The sequence below is a fragment of the Halogranum rubrum genome, assembly GCF_900114455.1.
GTDB lineage: Archaea > Halobacteriota > Halobacteria > Halobacteriales > Haloferacaceae > Halogranum > Halogranum rubrum.
This window is the reverse complement of record NZ_FOTC01000004.1, coordinates 134,491-156,960: the sequence shown is the minus strand read 5'-3', so window position 1 is coordinate 156,960 and position 22,470 is coordinate 134,491. Positions and strand designations below refer to the sequence as shown.

Sequence of the window (22,470 nt, the reverse complement as noted above, 5' to 3'; positions counted from 1 at the left end):
AAGCGAGTCAGATGACCGCGATGGAGCAGCCGATTGACTTGAGAACCGAGTACGCGTCGAACCCGCTCGGCGTCGACGAGACGAACCCCTGTCTGCGCTGGCGCGTCGACACGGACAGACGCGGCGCCCGACAGACCGCGTTTCGCGTGCTCGTCGCCTCGACGCGAGCGAAACTCGACGCCGACGACGGCGACCTCTGGGATTCCGGTACGCGCGTGTCGGACCGACCCGCGACCGACTACGGCGGTGTCCCGTTGGAGTCGGGTGAACGCTACCACTGGAAGGTTCGCCTCTGGGACGAATCAGGCACAGAAAGCGAGTGGAGCGACGCCGCGACGTGGGAGACGGGACTTCTCGACGCAGACGACTGGGAGGCGTCGTGGATTCGACGACCGGAGGACGGCGACTTCGAGCGAGGCCGGTTCTCGCACTTCCGGAAGGAGATGACGCTCGAAGCGGACGTCGAACGTGCTCGCGCGTACGTCTCGGCCAGCCACCAGTACGCTCTCTCGGTCAACGGCGACGTCGTCGACCGCGGACAGTCGTTCGCGTACCCCGACTACCACTACTACAAGACTGTAGACGTAACCGACGCACTCGACGCGGGCGACAACGTCGTCGGCGCGTTACACACGTGGAACGGCGAGGGGCAGGGCCGACCCGAGGGAGAACCGGGGTTCATCCTCCGACTCGTCGCAGACCTCGCCGACGGCAGTACCCGTGTCGTGGTGACCGACGGGTCGTGGCGGACCGCTTCGGCACCGTGGGTCGAGGCACCGCTTCGAAACGGCGAAATCGCAGAACCGGTCGAAACGGTCGACGCCCGACGAGAGATGTGCGGGTGGGCGACCCCGGCTTTCGACGACACCGACTGGGACCCCGTCGAAGTCGTCGGCATCCACCCGACCGACCCGTGGGACCGACTAATCGCACAGCAGAGAGGGATTACCCGCAAGACGGTCGAAGCCGAGGCGGTCAACCGACTCGACGACGGGTCGCTCGTGTTCGACTTCGGCCGCGTCTACGCCGGCGTCCCCGTCGTCTCGTTCGAGTCGGGGACCGACGGACACCGCGTCGAACTCCGGGCCGGATACCGTCGCGAAGACGACGGAACGGTCTCGGCGGACGAAGGAACGCAGTGGACAGACATGCGCTACGCGTACCTCCAGCGCGACGGCGAACAGACGTTCCGCCCGTTCAACTACCTCGGCTTCCGCTACCTCCAGATCGACGACCCCGGCGAGCATCTCTCCCTGGAACAGGTGTCGATGGTCGCTCGTCACAACGAGGTTCCGAACCCGACTGCAGGCACGTTCGAGTCCTCGAACGAGACGGTCGACGACGTCGTCGAACTCGCACGCCACTCGGCACTGTACGGCTGTCAAGAGCAGTTCGTCGACACTCCGACCCGAGAGAAAGGTCAGTTCCTGATGGACGCGTTCAACATCTCGCAGGTGACGACTCGGGCCTTCGGCGAGCGCCGACTGAGTCGACAGGCTATCGACGAGTTCGTCCAGTCGCACTACCGGTACTGGGCGGAAGACGGTCGTCTGAACGCGGTCTACCCGAACGGCGACGGGAGACGAGACATCCCCGATTTCACCGAGTCGTTCCCCGAGTGGATCTGGCGCTACTACCTCGTCTCCGACGATAGGCGGATACTCGAGACTGCGTACCCGGTCGTCCGTGGAGTCGTAGACTACGTCGTCCGCCACGTCGACGACGAGACGGGTCTCGTGACGAATCTCAGCGGCGGCGACGGCGGCCCGTACGAGGAGGGTATCGTCGACTGGCCACGAGAGATGCGGTACGGCTACGACCGCGAGTGGCCCGCCCGGACGACGGTCAACCTCTTGGGCGTGAACGCGCTACGTCGGGCGGAGCACATCGGCGCGGCACTCGACCGACCGGAACCGGAACTGGCGTACTTCCGAACACGTCGCCGGGAGTTGGAAGCCGCTGTCGTCGACCGATTGCACGACGGTGAACTGTTCGTCGACGGCTGTAACGCCGAGAATCGGAGTGCGAACGCCTCGCAGCACGCTAACGCTCTCGCGTTGGCGTTCGGGGTCGTCCCGGAGCGGTCGGTCGAGCGGGTGGCGACTCACGTTGCCGAGATGGGGATGCAGATGGGGCCGATGATGGTTCCGTGGCTGCTCGAGGCGCTCGAAGCGAGCGATCGCCCGGAGGCGATAGTGGACCTCCTCACGGACCCGTCACAGGACGGTTGGGCGAACATCCTCGAACAGGGGGGAACGTTCACGTGGGAGTCGTGGCACTGCCGCGACGAAGAGATGCCGGACGACGAGCGACGGAACCGAAGCGAATCGCACGCAATGGGTGCGACGATGTTCACCTACGTTCAACGAGCGCTCCTCGGAGTGCGGTACGGCCGACCGACCGACCGCACGTTTCGAGTCGCCCCGCCCCACGAGGCTCTCGACTCGGCGACGGGGCGCGTGCCAACCGAGTACGGCCCGCTGAAGACCGCGTGGCGACGCGACGGTGACCGCTTCGAGATGACTGTGACGGTTCCGTGGAACGCCGGCGCGACTCTCTCACTCCCCCTCGGCCCCGACGGGGAACTCAGCGTCGACGGCGAGACGGTGGTCCCCTCGGCCGCATCTGACGACCCGCCGGTAGCGGGTGTTCGGAAGACCGAGACAACCGGGCACACGGCCACCGTCCTCGTCGATGCAGGGACTTTCGTCCTCTCGTCGGAGTAGCGAGAGGGAACTCTGTTCGCATTTTGTCCGGTATCACCGGACGGGTATCTCTCCGGCCTCGCAGCGCCACCCTGGAACGGCGAATTCACCTTACCGACACCCTCTACCGCCCGTCTCTCGATATCCTGGTTAATCTCGTCCGATATTGCCGGACAACTGCGTCTACCCTCGTATTCGTTGGAAGAACGGCCAATTACACAATTAGACTTGTAATGGATGTGTGGCTGAGTCAGAATTCACTGCTCTCGTCCTGTGCGAGAGCGGCCGTCGGGCCGAGCGGCAAGCTCAGTATTCGGCGTATTGAGGCGTATTACGGACTGAGACGGCCGTTCGACCGTTCTCGGCGGAGTCTATTCGTGCGTCCGATAATGTCGGATGGACCTCTGAGATGCCTGTCCGGACCTCTACACGCGTGCGTCCGAGTCTCGAAAGTAGCGTGATAGAAAGACCCGACAGCGAGGCAGACGGTCGGCTCCGCGTTCTGTAGCGTCAGTAGAGTCGGACGCGCGTTATCTCGACGCTCGGGGCTGTAGCGGGTGAATGCCTGCGTCACGGGCCGCCTCACACGAGTTCGGATACGACTGCCGGTGACGCACACGGTGGTGTTCTCGTGTCGTCGCCCGCGCCGAGAACGTCGGCGGCGGTCCAGACGACAAGTGTGTCGCGGGACTTCGGTCGAACTCAGGCGGTCGCGATCGTCACGAACCCGTCGAAGTTGAGGATGACTTTCTGTGCGAAGTCCCCGAACAGCGCCTTCCCGGTCGGCGACCGCTGCCGTCCGAGGATGAACACGTGGTCACAGCCGTGTTCGTCGCCGACTTCGACGACCGCTCGGGCGCGTTTGTCGTCGTCGACCACTCGGACGAGGACGTCGTAGTCGACGTCGTAGGCCGAGAGCACTTCGTCGACCGTATCGCGGACGCTGTTTTCGGTGGTCGCGAAGACGTCGTAGCTGACGTCCTCGACCGACTTGACGGACTCGAGTGTCTCGGCGTCCGCTTCGTACTCTTCGTCCGTGAGCGTCACGAGAAAGAGCAGGTCCGACCCGGCCCCTGCGGCGTGTTCGGCGGCTTCTTCGAGGAGATTGCGGTAACGGTCGGACTCTTCGACGACGACTAATCCTTGTTTCATCTTAGCGTAACCACCTCTCGAGTCGGTATAAAGCCATCGACGGCGCTACGAAGAGAAGGCGACGCACCGACCGCTCTCCACCCCCGATACTGTTCGCCCCGTCGTTTCCCGTCTTGTCCGACGAACCGACGATTACTTGCTGCTGACCCAGCCGTGAAGCCACGCGACGCGGCCGGGCTTCGTCCGCGACATCAGCGTCTCGTCTTCGGGCATCTCGAACGAGAAGTTGGCCGTATCGCCCCAGTACCCGCTGTTCTCTTGGACGTAGACGAGTGCCGGAAGGTCGTAGTTGAACCACTGGACGAGCGTCTGGGTCATCTCCGTCACTTCGTCGGTGGAGGAAGCGACCGGGAGGTCGGTCATCAACTGTGCCGGCTGAATCGTCTGGCCGCTGCCGGACGTCTTCTCTGCACCGACTTGGTTCGGAATCGTCGTCTCGAAGGGGATGCCGGTCGGTCCGGTGTCGTCGTCGCTGGCGGGGTCGCCGACTTCGACACCGTAGAAGTTGTTCGAGTAGTACGCCGTCGGATGCCACAGCGCCTTCGCGACATGCCAAATCCACGCGATGTCGAACTCGTACTCCTGCAGTTTCGTGTAGTAGTCCAGCCCGATAGACTGTACTTCGGTGCCGATACCGAAGGCGTTCAACTGGTCGGAGAACACCTTCGTCGCCTGCGTCTGTGCGTTCTTCGAGTCGGCGATGATGGTGAACGAGAACGACGACCCGCTGTCGTCGACCCACTGCCCGTTCGACTTCGAGTACCCGGCCTGTTCCATGTACTGCGTCGCCCGTTCGAGGTCTTTGCCGACCGGATACTGGATGAGTTTGTCGGTGAACCCGTCGCCGAGATACCGGTCGTGAATCGACGACCGGAGACCCGTCTGCACCTGCGTCGGCGTCCCGACGATGCCGGCTTGGTTCGCGGCCGCGACGATGGAGTTGAGGTCCACCGCGCAGGCGACCGCTCGTCGGACGTTCCGCTTCGCGAGATGTTCGTTCTTGTAGTTGAACGTGAATTTCTGCGTCCGGAACCACTCCAACTCGTACTGATTCTCGAGGTTGTCCGGGTACCGGTCCCGCTTGGACTCGGTGATGTAGTCACCGAAGGCCAAGTCGATTTTGTCCTGAACGATGAACGACTCGGGGTCGGCGGCTTCCCACGGGATGACCCGCGTCTCCGTGACGTCTGTCCGGTCTGCGTGCGGGTGGTCCTCGAACTTTTCGAGGACTCCCTCCGAGGAGTTGAACCGCGTGAGTCGATAGAGGGAGTTGCCGAGTCCTTCGTCGACGAGTTGCTGGGCCGAGATGGTCATCCCGAGGAGTTCTTCGGTGACAGCGTCGCGTTCGTCCTGTGTACTCGCCTCCTGGTACCGTTCGTAGTAGTCTCGGAAGATCCACCGCGGGGTGTCGACGACGAATCCGGCGACGCTCGCTCGCATCAGTTCGGGCGTCGTCTCAGTTTTGAACGTCCGCTCGATGGTGTAGTCGTCTACCAGTTCGTGGGACTCGTACGCAGAACTCTCCGGGTCCTGTAGCCGAGTGATTTCGAGTTCCATGAAGAAGTCCTCGGCGGTGAGGTCATCGCCGCTCCACCACTTTCGGTCCTCGGGGAACGAGATGGTCAGCGTCTTGCCGTCCGTCGTCAACTCCTCTGCGAGGTCCGTCCGAACGGCGCCGTCGGAGTGTCCCGCCGCGACGATGTCGTGCGTCATGACGTTCCACGAGTTCGCGAAGTTGGCCGCGTTAAAGGGGTTGAAGTGAATCTTCGTCAACTGCCGGGCGTCCATGATGGTCAACGCCTGTCCGGAACCCGACCCCCCCGACCCCGCACTCTCACTCTGGTTCGACCCGCTATTTGTCTGTCCACCCGCACATCCGGCCAGTCCGGCGGCGAGCGCTCCGCCGCCGGCTCCGAGCAACTGGCGGCGAGTGACCTGTCTGTTGCCACGTGTCATGCATGTCTATGTGTCACAATCTACCATATAGTTCTTTTGCAACATCGACCGCGTACGACCAGTCCGCGAAGTCGGAGATGGCCGAAGGTGGGGAGTGAGGACGTGCCGTCCTCGCGCTTCGACCGCATCGTCGGGTGACGGCTCACCGGGCTTCGTCGCGGGAGGCGACGGCAGATAGCGACGGCGGGGTGCCGCCCGGCGTGACTCCCGGCACTCGAAAGAGCGCCCCCGCACCGTCGCCTTCGGTCGCCCGACGTCCATCTCCGAGTGCGGTCGTCACGTAGAGGTCGTCGTACTCCGGGCCGCCGAACGTGACGCAGGAGACTTTCCGCGCGGGGAAGTCGACGCTATCGAGAACTTCGCCGCTCGGGTCGTATCGGACGGCGACGCCGCCGCCCCAGCGGGCAGACCAGAGTGCACCCGCTTCGTCGACGGTCATCCCGTCGGGTACGCCCTCGTCTACGGGTGTCTCGACGGCCGTCCGACGAGACGAGAGTTCGCCGCTCGCCGTGTCGTAGTCGAACGCGTAGATACGGCGTGCGTTCGACTCGGTGAAGTAGAACGTCCGTTCGTCGGGCGAGAACCCCATCCCGTTGGCGATGTCGACGTCGTCGACGACGGTCTGTATCGACCCGTCCGTGCCGAGTCGGTAGAGCGACCCGAGGCGGTCTTCGGACGGCATCGTCCCACAGAAGACGCTCCCGTCGGGGGCGGCGATGACGTCGTTGAACCGGCTCTCGGACTCGGCGGCGATTCCCTCCAGTACTGTGCTCACCTCGCCGGTAGCCGGGTCCCAACGCTGGATGCGGCCGCCGGCACCGAAGAGGAGTAGCGCACCGTCCGTCTCCACGGTGAACCCGCCGACGGCCGACCCGTCCGCCGTCTCGTGTGCGACTTCGTTCGTGTCCGTCTCCGGGTCGTATCGGTAGAGCCGTCCGCGGGGAATGTCGAGCCAGTAGAGTCGTCGCTCGGTCGGATGCCAGAGCGCCCCTTCGCCTGTCTCGGCGTGGACGTCGGCGACCCGCTCGATTCGTACCATGCCATTCGTTTTCGTGGTGGCCATATCAACGTAGCCCCTGTCTCGCGGGCACCGCGTGGGGAAGGTATATCACCGTCCGCGGAGCACCGACGGGAAGAGGATGACCGACGATATCTCACTCGATTCGTTGTACGAAGTCCGGGTGGCAGACGAACTCCGACAACTGCGGGCAGCACCGGTCAGACTGGGCGACGGTCGCGAAGACGCGCTGCTCTGCGTCCACAGCGCCCATCCCGGCGTCGACCCGGGACAGAACCACTTCACGCTCCCGACGGACACGTTGAAACTGACGCTCGTCACGGCCGACGAGGACGTACGGTGGACCCACGACGTAGGCGAGGGTATCGTTCCCGGCGTGTGGTTCTGTCCCGTCTTCCCCTTCGACCTCGACGGGGACGGCGTCGACGAGATTTGGTACGTCGACACGGAGGACCCGAGCCACCCGTTCAGCCTCACGGGCCACCGCCTCGGTCGAATCGACGCGACGACCGGGGAACGCACCGGGATGTGGGAGTGGCCCGACTACCCCTACGAACCGATGAGCATGGCGTACCGGAACTTCATCTTCGGTGGCCACGCCGACGGCGAACCGGTCTTGGTCACCGCCCAAGGGACGTACCGCGAGATGCGGCTTCAGGGGTGGAACCCCGACCTGAGTCCGCGCTGGGAGACGACGTTCGCACGCGACGACCCCGGTTCCCGTGGGAGTCACCTCTGTCCGGTGCTCGACGTGAACGACGACGGCGTCGACGAGGTGCTGTGGGGCGAGCGACTGCTCGAACTCGACGGCGGCGAGGAGTTGTGGTGTGCAGACCGCGACAGTTGGTCGGGACACTCCGACATCGTCCAACCGACGCTCGACCACGAGCGTGACACGTGGTACATCTACACCTGCCGGGAGTCACACACCGAGGAACCACCGCGCGTCGTGACGTACGATGCGGCAGGTGAGCGAGTCTGGTCTGCTCTCGACGAGGGACACATGCACACCGGGTGGACCGCACGCCTCGGTGACCGCGGCCGAGTCGCGATGGCCGGCGCGAACAAACACGCCGCGTACGACGAGATGCGCGAGTACGCGTGGGACGTGTTCACCGGCGACGAACGCACGCTCGACTACCCCGTCTACTCGACGTTGCCGGTTGACCTCGACGGCGACGGCGTCCACGAACTCGTCTACGAGATGTTCGACCGTGAAGGGCGAGTCGTCGACCATCGCGGCGACGTACTCGGCGACGTCGACGACCGGGTGGCTCGGTTCCCGCCGTCGAAACTGTTCGACCTCCCCGGCGAACAGTTCCTCACGTACACCGAAGACGGTCGAATCAGGCTGTGGGGTGACTCGAACGCCACCGACGGCGACGTCGCTCACCAGCGATACGCCCACCCGTACTATCGGAAGGCACAGCGACTCGCGGCCGTCGGCTACAACTGGCGAAACGTGGCCGGACTGTAAACGTAACCGGACCGTGACGGTCGCTGGTCTGTCGGTCAGTCGTCGAGGGCGACGGCGTCGAGGACGGCCGCATCGTCGAGGTCGTAGTCGGTCAGGTAGTCGCGTTCGAGGGCGACGAGTTCGGCGAACAGCGCCTTCGCCTCGTCCGGTTGGACGGTCACGAGCGCGTCGTTGCAGAACGCCCGAAACGCGAGGTCCAGGTCGCCCGCGAAGCCAGCCGCCACGAGCGTCTCTTGGTTGGTGACGTGCGTCTGAACCATCGACCGAACCTCCGGTGGCAACGTCCCGGCGGTCACCGGTGCGACTCGGTCACCCGTGATGAGTGCGTTCGTCTCGACGACTGCGCCGTCCGTCAGGTCGGGCGTCTGCCCGACGTTGGGGTAGTTGACGTGCGTCTTGAGGGGTTCGAGACCGAGAAGCGCGCGGACGATGTCGACTGCCTCCTCGCCGGACTCCTTGAACTCGAACGTCTCGTCGCCGCTCAGGTAGCGCTCCATTTTCGCCGGACCGTCGCCGTCGTCGACACGGGCCGAACTCGGCGTAAGTCGAATCCCCCAGCGTTGAATCTCGCTCGGTTCGTCGATATCGAGATACCACGGGACGAACTCCGCGAGATGACGGTCGCCCGCCGCGCCGAGGAGGCCGAACGTGTCGTAGAGGTCGAAGGCGACTTGGTGGTTGTTTATCCAGTAGGACTCGCCGTCGAAGTCGCCGGGGTCGTTGCCGGGGAGCGGTTTCCGCGCGGCGAGTTCCTCGTCGAGGTACTGGAAGACGTCGTGTCCCTGCCAGTACGCCTCGTCGACCCACGTGAAGTGGTTGACGCCTTTGACGTTCACGTCGATATCCTCGGCCGAGACATCGTTCGCCTCCGCGACGTACTTCTCGGCCAGTTCGGCGAGCAGGCGTTGGGTCCCGAAGACTTCGTGACAGAGGCCGATGGCGTTGATGTCGGGATACTCCTCGTAGAGCGCCCGCGTGCAGACGGTCATCGGGTTGGTGTAGTTGATGACCCAAGCGTCCGGACAGTGCGCTCGGACCGTCGCCGCGATTCGTCGGTACTGCGGGATAGCACGAAGTGATCGAAACACGCCGCCGGGGCCGACGGTGTCGGCGACGGTCTGATAGATGCCGTACGTCGCGGGGACGTCGATGTCGTGGACGAACGTCTCGTCGGGCGGGTCTTGAATCGAACAGATGACGAACTCTGCGCCGTCGAGCGCCTCCTCGAGGCTCCGGTGTGCCTCGAACGTCCACTCGCCCGACGCGCCTTCCTGCTCGACGACCCGATTGCCGAGTTCGGCGTTCTTCGCCGCCGCCTCGTGGTCGACGTCGTAGAGTGCGACCGTCCCCGAGACGTCCTCACACTGTGCGAGGTCGTTGATGAGTGTGTGCGCCCAGCCCTGACTTCCGCCGCCGACGTACCCGATTTTGACGTCGCCCGTCGCGGTGTCCGAGCCAGCGTGCTCGCGCCGCTGGAGTTGATGCATACGCCTGTCACATTTCGGAGCGGTGTAAAATAGCTGTTGCTTGGGAGTCTCTCGTGCTAGGTTCGTCTACCTCGCCTTTCGCACGCTAACAGTTCCGCAAGTGCGTACACCCGGCCTCGACGTCGGAGCGGTGAGATGACGAGAACGGAGAGGACCCGTGAACGCTCCCGCGGACTACGGCGCGATATCGTAGACGTGTTCGACTGTCTCGGCGGCGTCGTCGACCGGGGCGTACTCTAATCCGACGTAGCCGTCGTAGCCGGCGTCGTCGAGCGCCTCGAAGATACGTTCGTAGTTGAGTTCGCCGGTACCGGGTTCGTGACGGCCGGGGACGTCCGCGACGTGGACGTAGCCGACGAACTCGACGTGTTCGGTGAGGTTCTGGATGACGTTCCCCTCGGTGATCTGTTGGTGGTAGATGTCGAAGAGCACCGAGACTGCTGGGCTGTCGACTGCGTCGACTATTTCGTACGCCTCGTACGACGAGTCCAGATAGTAGCCGCCGTGGTCGACCGGATGGTTGAGCGGTTCGACGACGAGGTCGATACCCGCCTCCTCTGCGGCCGGTGCGGCGTCGCGGAGGACGTTGACGATGGCTCGGTGTTCCGTACCGGGAGGAAGGTCGTCCTGTTCGGGACCGACCGTCACGACGAGGGCGTCGACGCCGACTTCTCGCCCCAGTTCGAGCGAGCGTTCGATGTCGTCGACGGCCTCGTCGTGGAGCGAGGGGTCGGTGATACCGGGGCCCTCGCCCTGCGTGTTGGCTGCGACACCCAGACAGGTCGAGGCCGAGACGGCGACGTCGTGTTCGGCACATCGCTCGCGGAGCGCCTCGGTGTCGACGCCGTCGATACCCCAAAACTCGATGGCGTCGAGACCGAGGTCCGCGGCCGTCGCGACGGCGTCGACGGGGTCGTCGACACCGAACACCATGTTCGTGTTCGCGCTGATGGTGAAGTTCACTCCGTCATCACCTGCCGCTCGTCCGTCGCGAGCGATTCCTCGACTGCGAGCGTCGTCTCGAACGTCTTTCGTGCGTCGTCGTAGGGTGATTCGAGCAACGAGGCGTCTCGCGTCTCGACTGCGTCGACGAAGGCGTCCATCTCGGGGCCGTACATCTCACCGTCGCCTTCGAAGTCCACCGGTTCGCCGTCGACCGTTCCGACGAGCGTGTCCTCGCCGATGTCGAGTTCGAGTGAGAACCCGTCGCCCGACAGGCGGAACCCGTGACCGAACCGCGCCGAGGTCGACGTGGCCGAGACGTGACTGATAGCGCCCGTCTCGTGTCGCATCGACGCCGACGTGGAGTCCTCGAAGTCGAGTTCGTCGGCGTTGACTTCGTGGCCACCGACCGCCGACAGCGACTCGACGTCGCCGGCAAAGTATCGAACGACGTCGTACGTGTGTGTCGCCTGCTCGACGACCTGTCCTCCCGAGAGCTCCTTCCGTCGCCACCAGTGGTCCGGGTTTCCGGGGATGCCACACCACCAGTGGCCGTCGACGAGTGCGACCGTCCGGTCGCCGATGAGGCTCTTCGCCCGTTGGACGGAGTCGGCGTACCGCGTCATGTGGCCTACCTGCGTGAGGATTTCGGCTTCCGCTATCGCCTCTGCGTTTTCGCGAACCGTCTCGCTGTCGAGTGCGAGCGGTTTCTCGACGAAGAGGTCGACGCCGTGTTCGGCCGCGAGGCGCTCTTGGTCTTCGTGTGCGAACGGCGGAATTCCGACGACGACGGCGTCGAAGCCGCCCGCTTCGTACATGCTGTGGTGGTCGGTGAACACTGACGCGCCGTGTGGTTCGGCGGCGGCCGCCGCGACGTCTTCGTCGATGTCACAGATTGCGACGACGTCTGCCCCATCGTGTGATTCGAGATGGTCGAGGTGAGTCGAAGCGATACCGCCGGCACCGATAAACGCGAGTCTGACCGTCATCGTCGACTACTATCCCGTGATACGTTATCAAGTTACTGCATCGCAGACTATCGGCCGTCGAACGAACGTTAGTTGGCTCTCTGACCCGTCCTGCGGTGAGCCCCTATCGACGGTCGAATATTTACGTGGCGACAGACCGCGGGGTGACCTACGAGGTGAGGAGCTTCGTCAACACCGCTTCGGGCACGGTGTCGTCCGGGTCGAACGCCGGCGACGCCGCGTAACTCGTCAACGCGTCGTAGAACTGCCGGGCAGATGCTTCGTCTCCACAGTCGAAGAGGTCGATAGCACAGACGAGGAGGTTGCCGTCGCCGACGGCCGTCTCGAAGACGAGTCCGAGCTTCTGATTGCGCTCGATGTTGTCGACCATCTGGACGAGCGGGTCGTACTCGTCGGGTGCGTCGTCGAGGACGATTGGCCGAGAGTGCTTCAGGAGATGCCACCACTGCCAGTCGCCGTGGTCATCGGTCGGGAACGAGGCGAACAGTGGGTGTGTCGCGTCGAAGGTCGGCCCCATCGTTCCCGGCGGTGCTCGCCGCTTGAACAGGGCGTACGACCAGAAGTCCGGCTGGAACGTCCCGTCGACGGCGTACCGAAGGTCGTCGTGTTCCGGGACGAGGAGGACGCTCTCTCCCTCCGCCAACAGCGCCCGTGTCGCGTCGTCGAACGCTCGGCTGACGACGACTCCGTCTCCGCCGTCGCTCGGCCCTCCCACGCTCGACTCGTCGGCAGTTGGCTCGTCGGTGTTCGGTTCCGAGACGACAGGTTCCGATGCGTCCTCCGGGTAGACCCACACGTCGTACTGGTTTTGAACGTCGAGGTCACACTCGGCACACGTCACCGACATCTCGAACGAGAGTGACTCCGGAGCGTCGACGCCGCCGCAGTCGACTTCGACTCGTCCGAGGTCGGTCAGTGTCCCCTGCGGGACGTCCGTCGGGACGACCGTCCCCGAGGCGACAGTCTCACCGTCTGCAGTACGGAGCGACCAGCGGGTGTCGATACCCGTGAGCGCCGACGGTCCGTAGTGTGCGAGTTGGAGTGTCGCGACGAACATCTCGTCTGTCTCCCAGGTCCGTGCGTCCATCCGTGCGAGCGGGACGGTCGGCCCACAGAAGTTCCGCCACGTCTCGGGCGTGACGACACCTTTCGAGTCCATGAACGAGTCGAGGATGCCGACGAGTGCGGTCCCCTGGCCGGGGAAGTCTTGGAGCGCGAGCAGTTGGAACCCCCCGAGTTGCTTCGTTCTGAGCGTCGCCTCGACGTCCTCGCGGTAACACCGAAGCGCGAGTCGCCCCGAAGCGTGCGCGAACTCGGCCGCACGGTCGAGCATCCCGTGTGCTTCCAAGTGGTCGCGGACGAGTTCGAGGTTGCGGGCACGGAGCACGCCGGTGTACTTCGGCAGTTCGGTGAAGTCGGGATAGAACTGGTACTGTCCGATCTCGTGTGAGACGACGGGAATCGGGATATCGTCGACGACGTCGTCGTAGTCTCGGGTCGTCGACGGCGACCGCTCGTCGAGTTCGGCCGCACGGACGAGTCGCCGTTCGCTGTCGGCGTCGTCTCGGACCGACGGTGCCGACGCGGTGATCCAGTAGTCGTCCGTCTCCGTCACCGTCGACTCGCTGAGGAAGTTGTACGCGCCAATCGCGTACAGCGGCCGGCCGTCGTACTCACGGCAGTGGTCGACGAGTCCGACCATCGCCTCGTGGCTCCCACACAACTCGTTCCCGAGTGCGAACATGACGAACGAGGGATGGTTGCCGTACGCGTCGAGGATGCGCTCGGCCTCGGCGCGGTAGAACGCGCGCGACTCCTCGTCTTCGAGAGCCGTCTCACTGTTCCAGAAGGGTAGTTCGGGTTGGAGGTAGACGCCGAGTTCGTCGGCAGCCTCGAAGGCGGCCGCCGGCGGGCACCAACTGTGGAAGCGGTAGTGGTTGAGACCGTACTCGCGCGCCGTCTCGAACACGTCACGCCAGGCCGCCCGAGTCGTGGGCGCGTAGCCCGTCTCCGGGAAGATACAGCAGTCGACGTTGCCGCGCAGGAACGTCGTCCGGTCGTTGACGACGAACTTCGTCGCCTCGGTGTCGAAATCACAGACACCGAACGGCGTCGTCTTCGAGTGCGTCACTCGCGATTCGCCGTCGCTGGCAGGCAGCGTCGCCTCCAGTCGAACCGACAGGCTGTACGACACGGGTGCGAACTCGTCCCAGCGGGCCGGGTCGTCGCCGAGGTCACACGTCAGCGAGACTGTGGTTGACGCCGCGGATTCGGGTGTCTCGGTCGACATCGCCTCGACGGTCACCGCCGTACTCGTTTCGAGTAATTCACCCGGTTCGTCCGAGTCTGTCGGTGCATTCTCTCTGTCGAACTTGTCGGCGATGGCGAGCGAGAGACGGCCGTCGACTGCCTCGTCGGTTCGGTTTCCGAGCGTGACGTCGACCTGTGCGACACCGGTAGTGTCTGGCGTCACACGCACGTCTTCGACCCACACGAGCGGCGTCGCCGCTAGTCGGATGTCGCCGACGATACCGTTCCAGTTCGTCTGCGTGTGTTCCGTCGCCATATGCGACCGCTGGACGCCCGGTAACGACAGGACCGACGAGTCGTTGTCGACGCGAATCGTCAGCAACCGCTCACCGGGTTCGAGCGCGTCGGTGAGGTCGTACTCCTGTGGCGTCGAGAGCGAGTCACAGCGGCCGACTTCGGTGTCGTCGACCCAGACTCGCGTCGACCGGGTTCGTTCGAGCGTCAGCGTGAGTCGCCTCCCGGCCCATCGCTCGGGAACCGTCACTCGTCGCTGATACCACGCGGGACCCTCGTACGGGTGAGTTCGTGTGAGGTGGTTCGGTTCGCGTGTCGACTTCGGTTCGCCCTTCTTCGCTTCGTCTGTCGTCCCGGGCAAGCGTATCGTGTCGCCCAACGCCGAGGTGAACCACCGTTCGTCGAGGCCCACGTCGTCGGCATCCAGCGAGAACCGCCACTCACCCGCCAGCGAGCGCGACGCTTCCGAGACGGTCTTGGTGTGCTCTGTCATCGACTCTACTCACAGGTCCTTTCGGTCACAAGATAAGCGTTTCCCGGCCGGTGGTCGGACCTCGTGAAGGAAAACGCTCATTAGCACGCGCGAAAGCCGGTACACGAGATGTTCCGAACTGGTATCATCGGCATGGGCGGTATCGGCTACCACCTCGCGAACGAGGTTCGCGCACACTCGAATGGGGTAATCGAAGCCGTCGTCGACGTGAACACGGACAACCTCTCACGAGCGAGCGAGGAGTTCGACGTCGACGAATCGTCACTCTACACCGACGAAGCGGCGATGTACGCCGAGGAGTCGCTCGACGTCGTCATCATCGCGACACCGCCCGGGTTTCACTTCGACCAGATTCGGGAAGCCTTCGACAGGGGTCTCCACGTGCTCTGTGAGAAACCCGTCGTCGTCGACGTCGAGGAAGCGAGGCAAGTCGCGCAGTGGGTTCGAGACGAGTCGAACGTGTTGATGGCTGGCTACCAGCGGCATCTGAACCCTAGTTTCGTCGCCGCTCGGCGCAGATGGCAGGACAGCGACCTCGAACCGACGTTCATCACCGGTTCGCTCACGCAAGACTGGCGACACCACTACGACCGAGGAACGAACTGGCGGATGGACCCGGAGGTCGGTGGTGGCGGACATCTGTTCAGCGTGGGTACGCACGTCGTCGAGTCCGTCCTCTGGTTGACCGGACTGACGCCGGTGTCCGTCACGGCTCAGATGGAGTTCGACGACGACGACCAGCGTATCGACAAGCGGTCTGCGATGACGGTCACGTTCGACAACGGCGCTATCGCCGCTTTCGGTGACTCGGGCATCGCTCCCGGGACGATGGAACATATCCACCTGTGGGACGAGGAGGGCGGGGTGTATCTCGAAGGCGAAGGGTGGGAGCCACGGGAACTCTCGCTCGTCGACGAGGACGGCCAGCGGACGTGGCCCGAGGTGGACGACGCGGCGACACAGACGAAGTTCGAGGCACTCGTCGAGGCGATAGAGACGGGTTCGGAACCTCCCGCGACGGCCGAAGACGCACTTCGAGTGACGGCGCTGCTCGAAGCGGCGTACGAGGCCGCCCGAACGGGGACTACAGTCGACGTCACGCTCTGAGAGGGCCAGAAACGGACGAATTCCGGACCGTTCGGTCGTGTTCCCCCCCAACATCTTTATACCTAGTGCGCACAGTTGCAGTAGCGAAAGCTCGAAAGGAGCTACTTGTGTATGAAGCAGATAGTCCAAACCGGTCCAGAAGCTGTCGAAGTTCAGGAAGGCGAACAACCGACACCCGGTCCCAACGAGGTACTGGTACGTGTACACACCGCAGGACTCTGCGGAAGCGACGCACACGCGTATAAGTACGAAGGTGGATACGAGTGGATTCCCATCCCTCGTATCATGGGACACGAATACTCCGGCGAAGTCGTCGAGGTCGGCGACCAGGTAACGAGTATTCGAGAAGGTCAGCGTGTCGTCGAAGAACCGATTCACCACTGTGGAGAGTGTTTTCAGTGCCGAAACGGCCAAGAGAACGTGTGTCAGAACTTCTCGATTACTGGGATGCATCGTGACGGTGCGTACGCCGAGTACACGGTGGTCGAACCGCACCACTTGCATCCGATTCCGGACAGCGTTTCACTGAGTCACGCTGCGATTACAGAACCCACGAGTATCGCGACTCGAGCAGTGTTCTCGCAGTCGGACGTCACACCTGGCGACCAGGTTCTCGTCGAAGGCCCCGGTCCGATCGGTGTTCTCGTCGCGTCTATCGCCGATTCGATGGGTGCGAACGTTCTCCTCTCCGGTCTCGGACAAGACGCGAAGTCGCGACTCCCTCAGATGCGGCGTCTCGGCATCGACACCATCGACGTCGAGTCTCACTCACTCGAAGACGAAGTCGACAGTCGGACCAACGGCGGCGGGTTCGACGTCGTCTTCGATACGACGGGTCACCGAAGCGGCGTCGAGACAGGTATCGACGTCACACGAAAAGGCGGGCAGGTCGTCGTCGTCGGACTCCCCGGCGAACCGAGTAACGTGTTTATGACGCCGGTCGTTCGCGGGGAGATCGACATCAACACCTCCTACGGCTCGACGTGGTCGAACTTCGAGCAGGCGCTTCGTCTCATGGAGAACGGAACTATCGACGCCGACGACATCGTCGACACGTCGTTCTCGACGTCCAACCCCGCACGTGCGTTCGAGGCGTTTCTCAACTCGGAAGTCATCAAACCCGTGTTCAGCTTCGCCGACTAACCAATAGTCCGGGAGAGCGACTACGAGACAGGACTCGACCCCCAGACGGGCCACTGACGACCGACTCGGTACACTCCTCACTATCCGATATTACCGGACGTCACTCGATAGCGCATAGAACGTGACACCCACAGATACGTCCAACTGCCCACGGAGTGGTTCACAGCGCCACTGTGACCATGTGCGGAGAGGCTACACGTCCGGTATTCCCGAACACTGAACGTCGTGTCGAAGCGTCGCTCGGCCTCGTCGCGTAGAGTGTTACGTCCGTAGTGCTGTAATCGTGCGGTTGAAATAGGCGCGACTTAGACTGCCACACTGCCTGTATTCGGAAGATACAGTTCGTCTCGTGCGTGAGTGCGGTGGATGGCTGCGTTTTTCGCTTCTTCGTCCGACGATGCCGGACGTTCGCGCCAAAATCTCGTTCAGCACACGACGACTAGAGGTAGAGACTGTTCGCTCGGCGATGGTCGCACTACCTAAAACGGGCTGGACGACGCTATTCGAGACCCGTGAGACGGCGGAACGAGCGACCAGTCAGCCACTCACGGTCGACGTCGGAGAGTTCGTCGACGTGGTCGAGCCACGTCAGCGTCTCTTCGTACCTCGCTTCGTCGCTGACGTTGGGGAAATCCGAACCCCAGACGACTCGTTCGCGGCCGAACGCGTCGAGTAACCAGCGGACGTGGTCGTGCATGTCGGTGTACGGGTAGCCCGTGTTCGACTGGTGGACGACCTCCGAAATCTTCACCCCGACGGAGTCGTATTCGGCGAGGTCGGCGAACCGGTCGAAGCCCCCCTCGTCGAGTGGCGTCTCCGGATCCGCATAGGCGAAGTGATCGAACAGGAACGTCAACTCGGGATACGCTTCGACGAGTTCGACCGCTTGGTCCAGTTGGTCGACGTGGACGAGCACTTGTACGACGGCGTCAGTCTCGACGGCAACGTTCCAGAACTCGGTCTCGTGGATAGCGTCCCGAAGCCACGTGACGCTCGTATCGAACGTCTCCCACATGCGGTCGTACGGACAGATTCCGCCGAGTCGGAAGCCGAGTACGTCGTCGACGGCCATCGCGTCTCTGAGCGTCTGCGCGGCGTCGTCGGCGAACTGGTCGACCATGACGATGCCGTACAGTCGGTCGTGCTCTTCGGCCGCCTCGACCGTGTACCAGTTGTCCGTCCACTCACAGACGGGATAACCGACGACGACCGCCTCGTCGACACCTGCGGCGTCCATCTCTGCCAACAGCGCTTCGTTCCGAAAGACCGTCGAGACTGAGTAGTCGGCGACGTCGTTCTCGACGATTGGCCCGTTAACCCACGGGTGGTCCGCACTCGGCGGCCCCCACGAGTGGGTGTGTGAATCGAGTACCATTGTCGTATGCACGTCCACCGACCGACGTACTAAATCTTCCTCCGCCGGTGCGCCCGGTCACTCGACGCCGAAGTGGCGGGCCAACCCCGCCGCAATCTGCCCCATCCCGCGGTCCGACGGGTGGACGAGGTCCGTCGTCAGTCCCTCGACGCCGAGGAGGTCGGGTCCGTCCACCGCGGCGACGTTCGACGGTGCCTCGGCGGCTATCTCGCGGAGTGCCTCCCGGTACGCCGTCGGGGTCGATACCATCTCGTCGGCCTCGGGGTCGTCGACGACGTCGGCGAAGAAGGGAAACAGCGTGATGGCGGCGACGGGGGCGTCCGGATTTCCCTCGGCGACAGTCTCGACGAAGTAGCGCGCCCGTTCTCGAAAGGTCTCTGTGGAGAACCCGACGGCTATCATGTTCACCGAGAGCGCGAGCGTCGCCACGTCGTAGTCGAGACTCGCGGCGTAGTCTGCCAGTTCCGGCTCACAGAAAGCCGACCCCGGACAGCCGAGGTTGAGTACGTCGGCACCGAGCGACTCCCCGAGTCGCCACGGGTACGAGAGGTTGACCCCGGTCGCGTTGCTCCCGAAGGTGATGGACGTCCCGTACGCCAGATACTGCCGGTCGGGGAGTTCGGCCTCGGTCGGTGGACGGCGAGCGCCTTCGACGTCGTGGACGACCACCGACCCGCCCCAGAGCGCGAGTCGACAGACACCCGGTGCGAACGCGAAGTCGTCGGGGTTGAGGTGGGTCACTCGGTCCGGAACCTCGAACGTGAACGTCTCCGGCTCCGTCCCGAGGTGACGGTGATCGGAACTCATGAACGGTCCCCAAAATGGGACCACCTCGCAGGTTCCGTCGGGCGACGAGAGCGTCACGTCGACCGACCCGTCGGTAGGAACGAATCGTATCTCCGCTCCGGCCGGTCGGTACATGACGTCCTGTGCCTTCTCGTTCAGCGACTGTCGAACGGACTCGGGGACGCGCTGCAGCTTTCGTCCGTCGCTACCGTCGACGGGCCGTAACTCTCCGACGTTGTGAAACGAGACGTCGTCGTACTCCATCTAGTAACTACTGCCACGGAGGGTGGTAAAACGTTTTCTGGTGACGTACCGCACAGTGCGCCCTCGAGAGACGACTCCGGCTGTTGGCTATCGGCTGAAGGCATCTCGAAGGTCCGCGCTGCACGCGGCGATAGCGTCTCTGGCGACGTCTAAGTCGGGGTCGACGAGCATCGTGACGAACCCGTGAATCGTCCCTTCGTACTCACGGTGTTCGACCGGCACGTCCGCCGCTGACAACCGCTCGGCGTAGGCGACGCCGTCGTCTCGGAGCGGGTCGAACTCGCTCGTAATCACCGTCGCCGGTGGGAGCCCCGAGAGGTCGCGTGCTTGCAACGGGGAGGCGTACGGATTTCTCCCGTCGAGTTCGTCGTCGAGATACAGGTCCCAGAACCACCGCATGTCGCGTCTGGTCAGGAAGTACCCCTCGGCGTTCGCCTCGTACGACTCGGTGTCGAAGGCGTGGTTCGTGACCGGATAGAGCAGGAGTTGGTAGTCGAGGGTCGGGCCGCCGCGGTCACGAGCGAGTTGGGCGACGGCCGCGGCGAGGTTGCCACCGGCGCTGTCGCCCCCGACCGCGACTCGCGTCGGGTCCGCGTGGGCGACCTCCGGGTTCGCTACTATCCACTGCGTCGCCGCGTAGCAGTCCTCGACGGGTGCCGGAAACGGATGTTCGGGCGCGAGTCGGTAGTCGACCGAGACGACGGCGCAGCCGACGGTTTCCGTCAGGAGCCGACAGATGGGGTCGACGCCCTCCAGGTCACCGACGACCCAGCCACCGCCGTGGACGTAGACGAGGACGGGAAACGGTCCCGACCCCGTCGGTTCGTAGACGCGAATCGGAATCTCTGACTCGGGGCCGGGGATGCGGTACTCGCTGATGCTTCCGACGGGCATCGGCTCTTCGGGGGGTTGGAACAGCTCTGCCTGCAGTTCTCGGGCGCCGGCGACCGAGAGCGAACTCAGTCGTGGAACACCGTCTGCGTCGTGCTCCTCGAGGACAGTCTGTATCTCTGGATGGAGAGTGGCCATGTGAGTGTGACAGCTTCGTCCGCACGATGGACAGCCTCCGACATAGCTGTTCTGTGACTTCTGGTGGCTGACCGAGCGGCGTCGGATTCAGGCTGGAGAACGATATTTACGAGTGGAGTCGGCATACTCACCCGATGAATCCAGCGAGAGAGAATCCGCTCCAGACGCGACGTGACTTCGAACGGGCAGTGCGCCAACTCGTCGAACCGCTGCTTACGCACGTCAGCCCTGGCAGGGCGCGAGTGAGACCGACGGCGACCGGGGCTCAGTTCCCGGACGTCGCGGCCGAACTGGAGGGGTTCGCACGGCCGCTGTGGGGTCTGGTTCCGTTAGGCGTTCACGGCGAATTCGACCAGTGGTCGCTGTTTCGGACCGGACTCGTCAACGGGACGGACCCGTCCCACGAGGAGTACTGGGGTAGTGCGGACGACTACTCACAGAAGCACGTCGAGATGGCCGCTATCGGCGTCGGCCTCGCGCTCACGCCGGAGCACCTCTGGGACCCGCTCTCGGAGGACGAACGGGCACGACTGGTCACGTGGTTGAACCAGATCAACGACGCCGAACTCCACGACAGCAACTGGCTGTTCTTCCGGGTGATGGTGAACGTAGGACTCCGGTCGGTGGGGGCGCGTCACGACTGGGAACTCACCCAGTCCACGCTCGACCGACTCGAAACGTTCTCTCTCGGCGACGGGTGGTACGCAGACGGCCCGGAGGAGGCGAAGAGCCCGGTCGACTACTACCTTCCGTGGGCGATGCATCTCTACGGACTCATCTATGCGACGGTCGCCGGCGACGAGGACCCTGAACGAGCGAACCGACTCCGGGCGAGAGCGGAAACGTTTGCGACTGCGCACGTTCACTGGTTCGACGAGGACGGACGGGCGCTTCCGTACGGACGGAGTCTGACCTACCGCTTCGCACAGGCGTCGTTCTGGGGCGGGCTGGCGTTTGCTGACGTCGAAGCGCTCCCGTGGGGTGTCGTTCGCGGACTCTGGGCGCGGAACGTCCGCTGGTGGCTAGACCAACCGATATTCACCGACGGCGGGTTGCTGTCGGTCGGGTACCGATATCCGTCGTTGAAACTCTCCGAGCCGTACAACTCACCGAACTCGCCGTACTGGGCCATGAAAGCGTTCCTCCCCCTCGCGCTGGACCGAGACCATCCGTTCTGGCGGGCCGACGAGGAGCCACTCCCGAGTCTGCCGGACACGACGGCACAACCCGAAGCGAAGAAAGTCATCTGCCGAGGCGACGACCACCACTTCGCGCTCTCGCTCCCACAGGCCAGCGTCCACGGACGCGAGAAGTACACGAAGTTCGCCTACTCGACGCAGTTCGGCTTCTCCGTGGCCGACCGAACGTCCGGAGTGGGACAGGCGGGTCACGACAGCGCCCTCGCGCTTAGCCTCGACGGCGACCAGTACACGATTCCCGCCTCAGCGACGAGAACGGCGATGGACGGCACGACCCTCCGGTCTCGCTGGGACCCGTGGGACGGCGTGAGCGTCGAGACGTGGCTCGCCCCGAATCTCCCGTGGCACGTGCGCGTCCACCGACTGCAGACGGACCGCCTCGTCCACAGCGAAGAAGGCGGGTTCGCATCGGACAAGACCGGTGACGACGACGACTCGAACGTCACACACGTCTGTCAGAGTGGGACAGCACTCGCTCGCTATCCGAACGGCGTGAGCGAGATTACCGACGGGTTCGGCGACCGGACACCTGTCGTCGTCACCCAGAATCCGAACACCAACTTCACTCGTCCCCGAACGGTCGTCCCGACGCTGCGGGCGACGCACGAACCGGGCGAACACTGGCTCGCTTCGGCAGTCGTCGCCAGTCCCGACAGTGAGACGGTCTGGCGAGGAAGGCCGACGTTCGAACGGGTCGACGACGGCGTCGTAGCCGAGACGTCCGACGGTGAGACACTGTTGAACTGTCGGACAGATGCTCTGTGACCGCTCTTCTACCCTTCGCCCGACGCGGCGAGAGCGTCG

At 63.9% G+C, this 22,470-nt stretch carries 15 protein-coding genes; 5 read left to right on the top strand and 10 right to left on the bottom strand.

Annotation, left to right across the window (positions count from 1 at the left end):
- The first annotated feature begins 11 nt into the window (after positions 1-11).
- On the top strand, positions 12-2,726 hold the full coding sequence (locus tag BM083_RS16700; protein ID WP_089870783.1) for a family 78 glycoside hydrolase catalytic domain: 2,715 nt from the start codon (positions 12-14) through the stop codon (positions 2,724-2,726).
- Between the two features lie 681 nt (positions 2,727-3,407).
- Here the strand turns inward: BM083_RS16700 and BM083_RS16695 are convergent.
- The 3 genes from BM083_RS16695 to BM083_RS16685 all read right to left on the bottom strand — a co-directional run bounded on the left by BM083_RS16695 (position 3,408) and on the right by BM083_RS16685 (position 6,852).
- Positions 3,408-3,857, bottom strand: coding sequence for a universal stress protein (locus BM083_RS16695; protein WP_089870780.1), 450 nt, complete (start codon positions 3,855-3,857; stop codon positions 3,408-3,410).
- Between the two features lie 132 nt (positions 3,858-3,989).
- Entirely contained in the window at positions 3,990-5,813 is a 1,824-nt protein-coding gene (locus BM083_RS16690) for an ABC transporter substrate-binding protein (protein ID WP_177197671.1), read from the bottom strand.
- A gap of 142 nt (positions 5,814-5,955) precedes the next feature.
- Entirely contained in the window at positions 5,956-6,852 is an 897-nt protein-coding gene (locus BM083_RS16685) for an SMP-30/gluconolactonase/LRE family protein (RefSeq protein WP_089870779.1), read from the bottom strand.
- A 100-nt stretch (positions 6,853-6,952) separates the two neighbouring features.
- Here BM083_RS16685 and BM083_RS16680 point away from each other — a divergent pair, with 100 nt between their 5' ends.
- Complete coding sequence (locus tag BM083_RS16680; protein WP_089870777.1) at positions 6,953-8,308, top strand: rhamnogalacturonan lyase family protein; 1,356 nt, start codon at positions 6,953-6,955, stop codon at positions 8,306-8,308.
- Between the two features lie 35 nt (positions 8,309-8,343).
- On the opposite strand, the gene BM083_RS16675 is transcribed toward BM083_RS16680, so the two are convergent.
- The 4 genes from BM083_RS16675 to BM083_RS16660 all read right to left on the bottom strand — a co-directional run bounded on the left by BM083_RS16675 (position 8,344) and on the right by BM083_RS16660 (position 14,763).
- The gene (locus tag BM083_RS16675) at positions 8,344-9,795 is read right to left on the bottom strand and encodes a family 4 glycosyl hydrolase (RefSeq protein ID WP_089870775.1); all 1,452 of its coding nucleotides are present in this window, start codon (positions 9,793-9,795) and stop codon (positions 8,344-8,346) included.
- A gap of 174 nt (positions 9,796-9,969) precedes the next feature.
- Positions 9,970-10,758, bottom strand: coding sequence for a hydroxypyruvate isomerase family protein (locus BM083_RS16670; protein WP_245756919.1), 789 nt, complete (start codon positions 10,756-10,758; stop codon positions 9,970-9,972).
- Entirely contained in the window at positions 10,755-11,726 is a 972-nt protein-coding gene (locus BM083_RS16665) for a Gfo/Idh/MocA family protein (RefSeq protein ID WP_089870773.1), read from the bottom strand. Before BM083_RS16665 ends, BM083_RS16670 begins: the two co-directional genes overlap by 4 nt.
- A 148-nt stretch (positions 11,727-11,874) precedes the next feature.
- Positions 11,875-14,763: a glycoside hydrolase family 2 protein gene (locus BM083_RS16660; protein WP_089870771.1), complete on the bottom strand. Its 2,889-nt coding sequence runs from the start codon at positions 14,761-14,763 to the stop codon at positions 11,875-11,877.
- 108 nt (positions 14,764-14,871) lie between these two features.
- Between BM083_RS16660 and BM083_RS16655 the strand changes: the two genes are divergently transcribed.
- Positions 14,872-15,870: a Gfo/Idh/MocA family protein gene (locus BM083_RS16655; protein WP_089870768.1), complete on the top strand. Its 999-nt coding sequence runs from the start codon at positions 14,872-14,874 to the stop codon at positions 15,868-15,870.
- A gap of 111 nt (positions 15,871-15,981) precedes the next feature.
- A complete protein-coding gene (locus tag BM083_RS16650; RefSeq protein ID WP_089870766.1) occupies positions 15,982-17,013 on the top strand; it encodes a zinc-dependent alcohol dehydrogenase in 1,032 nt (343 codons plus the stop codon).
- 499 nt (positions 17,014-17,512) lie between these two features.
- Here the strand turns inward: BM083_RS16650 and BM083_RS16645 are convergent, their stop codons facing one another.
- The 3 genes from BM083_RS16645 to BM083_RS16635 form a co-directional block, all read right to left on the bottom strand.
- Positions 17,513-18,388 (bottom strand): amidohydrolase family protein, encoded by an 876-nt coding sequence (locus tag BM083_RS16645; RefSeq protein ID WP_089870764.1) that lies wholly within the window; start codon positions 18,386-18,388, stop codon positions 17,513-17,515.
- A 57-nt stretch (positions 18,389-18,445) separates the two neighbouring features.
- Positions 18,446-19,438, bottom strand: coding sequence for an SGNH/GDSL hydrolase family protein (locus tag BM083_RS16640; protein ID WP_089870762.1), 993 nt, complete (start codon positions 19,436-19,438; stop codon positions 18,446-18,448).
- Positions 19,439-19,525: 87 nt separating this feature from the next.
- Entirely contained in the window at positions 19,526-20,467 is a 942-nt protein-coding gene (locus BM083_RS16635; protein ID WP_089870761.1) for an alpha/beta hydrolase, read from the bottom strand.
- Positions 20,468-20,601: 134 nt separating this feature from the next.
- Between BM083_RS16635 and BM083_RS16630 the strand changes: the two genes are divergently transcribed.
- A complete protein-coding gene (locus BM083_RS16630; RefSeq protein WP_089870759.1) occupies positions 20,602-22,431 on the top strand; it encodes a DUF2264 domain-containing protein in 1,830 nt (609 codons plus the stop codon).
- Positions 22,432-22,470: the final 39 nt, after the last annotated feature.